At 67.1% G+C, this 2,477-nt stretch carries 3 protein-coding genes; all 3 read right to left on the bottom strand.

Going from position 1 to position 2,477, the window contains the following annotated elements; translation table 11 throughout:
• Nucleotides 1-28 precede the first annotated feature (28 nt).
• The 3 genes from tnpC to tnpA are packed head-to-tail and all read right to left on the bottom strand — an operon-like array spanning nucleotide 29 to nucleotide 2,391.
• Nucleotides 29-1,579, bottom strand: a complete 1,551-nt coding sequence (gene tnpC, locus MF270_RS28065) for an IS66 family transposase (protein ID WP_076695246.1) — start codon at nucleotides 1,577-1,579, stop codon at nucleotides 29-31.
• 54 nt (nucleotides 1,580-1,633) lie between these two features.
• On the bottom strand, nucleotides 1,634-1,987 hold the full coding sequence (gene tnpB, locus MF270_RS28060; protein WP_076695208.1) for an IS66 family insertion sequence element accessory protein TnpB: 354 nt from the start codon (nucleotides 1,985-1,987) through the stop codon (nucleotides 1,634-1,636).
• Nucleotides 1,981-2,391, bottom strand: coding sequence for an IS66-like element accessory protein TnpA (gene tnpA, locus MF270_RS28320; protein ID WP_076695206.1), 411 nt, complete (start codon nucleotides 2,389-2,391; stop codon nucleotides 1,981-1,983). The genes tnpB and tnpA overlap by 7 nt, the downstream gene beginning before the upstream one ends.
• Nucleotides 2,392-2,477: the final 86 nt, after the last annotated feature.

Raw genomic sequence — 2,477 nt, 5'->3', positions numbered from 1 at the left:
GTAAGCGCTGTCTGCGCCCCACGCGGGATCAGCTTGCCGGGTTGAAGTTCCAGGGCAGGAGCTCGTCGATCCTGCTGGCCGGGTGACCGGCGGCGATGGCCTCGAGGGTCGCCTTCAGGTAGGCGAAAGGCTCGACGCCGTTGATCTTTGCGGTGGCGATCAGGGAGGCGGCGCGAGCCCATGTGCGGCCGCCCTCATCGTGGCCGGCGAAGAGGGCATTCTTTCTCGTCAACGCGATCGGTCGGATCAGGTTCTCGACGGCGTTGGAGTCGATCTCGACGCGGCCATCGTGGAGGAAGGTCTGCAGGCCGGGCCAGTGGCGATGGATGTAGGTCAGCTTCTCGCCGAGCCGGGATTTTGCGGAGACGCGAAGACGTTGCGCCTGCAGCCAATCGCCGAACGCGGCCACGAGGGGCGCGCTGCGGGCCTGTCGGGCAGACAGACGCTGGCCGGGGCCCATACCGCGGATCTCGGCTTCGATGCGATAGAACTCGGCAATCCGGCGCAGTCCCTCGGCCGCAATCTCGGAGCCGTCGCGGTCGAAGACTTCCTTCAGCTTGCGGCGAGCGTGTGCCCAGCAGTGGGCAACCGTGATCGGCGCGCCGCCCTTGCGGGAGGGGCGCGTCAACCGATCGTAACCGGTATAGCCATCAAGCTGCAGGATTCCGTCGAAGCCCTGCAGGATCTGCTCTGCATGCGCCCCTGCGCGGCTGGGATGGTAGGTGAAGACCACGCCGGGCGGGTCCTCTCCGCCCCATCCGCGGTCATCCCGGGCAAGCGCCCAGAGGTAGCCGGTCTTGGTTCGGCCACGGCCTGGGTCGAGGACCGGGGCGGTGGTCTCGTCCATGAACAGCTTGCCGGACGACTTGAGATGCTCGGTCAGCCTGTCGACCACGGGGCCGAGATGGAAGGCTGCTGTGCCGGCCCAGTCCGCCAGGGTGCTGCGGTCGATCTGGATGCCGGAGCGCGCCAGGATCTGGCTTTGGCGGTAGAACGGCAGGTGGTCCGCGAACTTGGACATCAGGACATGCGCGATGGCGCCCTCGGTCGGTAGCCCACCTTCGATCAGCCAAGGTGCTGCTGGCGCCTGGGTGACCCCGTCCGAACAGACAAGGCAGGCATACTTCGGCCGGGTGTCGACCAGGACCCGGAGTTGCGCCGGGATGATGTCGAGGCGCTCGGTGCGGTCCTCGCCGATCCGGTGCATCCGGCCGCAGCCACATGGACAATCGAGGCTTGCGGGTTCCAGGACACGCTCGATGCGCGGCAACTCGGCAGGCAGATGGCCCAGGTTGCGACGCCGTGCCGGGCGCGGCGTGGCCGTCGACGGCGCAACCTGCTCCTTGCGGGTCTCGACCTCGGCGACGGCGGTTTCCAGGTCCTCGAAGGCCAGCTGTCGGTCATCATCGCTCAGCTTCTCGGACCGCTTGCCATGCACGACATGGTTCAGCTCGGCCACGAGATGCTCGAGCCGCCGGTTCGCGTCCTTCAGCGCGTCACGCTCCTGCAGCACCGCCAGCACGGCGGCGCGCTGGCTTTCGGGGATCGCGGACAGATCGATGGGTGGGGCGCTGGACATGCGCAGATCATACCGCGCCAAATGCGCCGATGCCCCGTCATTCGTCGGGGCGAGTCACTCTGCCACAGCCGGCCGACGCACCTCCAGTGACCGCACCCGGCGCCAGTCCAGGCCGGCAAACAGGGCCTCGAATTGCGCGCGGTTCAGGGTCATGGCCCCGTCGCGGATCGCCGGCCAGGTGAAGGTGCTTTCTTCCAGCCGCTTGTAGGCCATCACGAGCCCACTGCCGTCCCAGAACAGGATCTTCAACCGGTCGGCCCGCTTCGAGCGGAAGACGAAGACGGTGCCGGTAAATGGGTCCTCGGCCAGCGTCGACTGGACCAGCGCTGCGAGACCGTCATGGCCTTTCCGGAAGTCCACCGGCTGTGTCGCCACCAGGATCCGCACGCCCTGCGAGGGCATCAACATGGATGCGCCTCCAGCGCGTGGACTATCTCGGCAATCCGGGCCGCGGGCGCATCCTGTGCGAGCTCGATGATGACCGAACCCCGGACAACCCTAACTGGCGCCTCGGCGCGGTGCCGCTCGGGCTCGGGGGCCGTCGTGGTCTCATCCCGGACGACCAGAGGTGCGAAAACCGGCTCATCGATCTCGACCGCAGGCAGCACGAGCTTGCCATCCTTGGCCAGCCGCCGCCACGCCGTCAGCTGGCTCGGCATGATCTCGTAGCGCGCGGCGACACCTGACACCGTCGCCCCAGGCTCCAGGGTCTCGGCCACCGCCTGCGCCTTCACATGATCCGGCCAGCGCCTCTGCCCCGAGGCGAAGACTTCAACACCAAGCGCCGTGAGGAACGAACTCTTTGCGAACATTGCGAAACGCACTCCTTTTCTTTGGATGCGTATCAACTCGCAATGGCTGATCCCGTCGGCAATGTGGGGTGGCGACACCGTTTACC

It is taken from the genome of Mesobacterium pallidum, assembly GCF_019966535.1.
GTDB classification, from domain to species: domain Bacteria; phylum Pseudomonadota; class Alphaproteobacteria; order Rhodobacterales; family Rhodobacteraceae; genus Mesobacterium; species Mesobacterium pallidum.
Note: the sequence above shows the minus strand (reverse complement) of the source record. Positions and strands in the feature narration are given on the sequence as shown.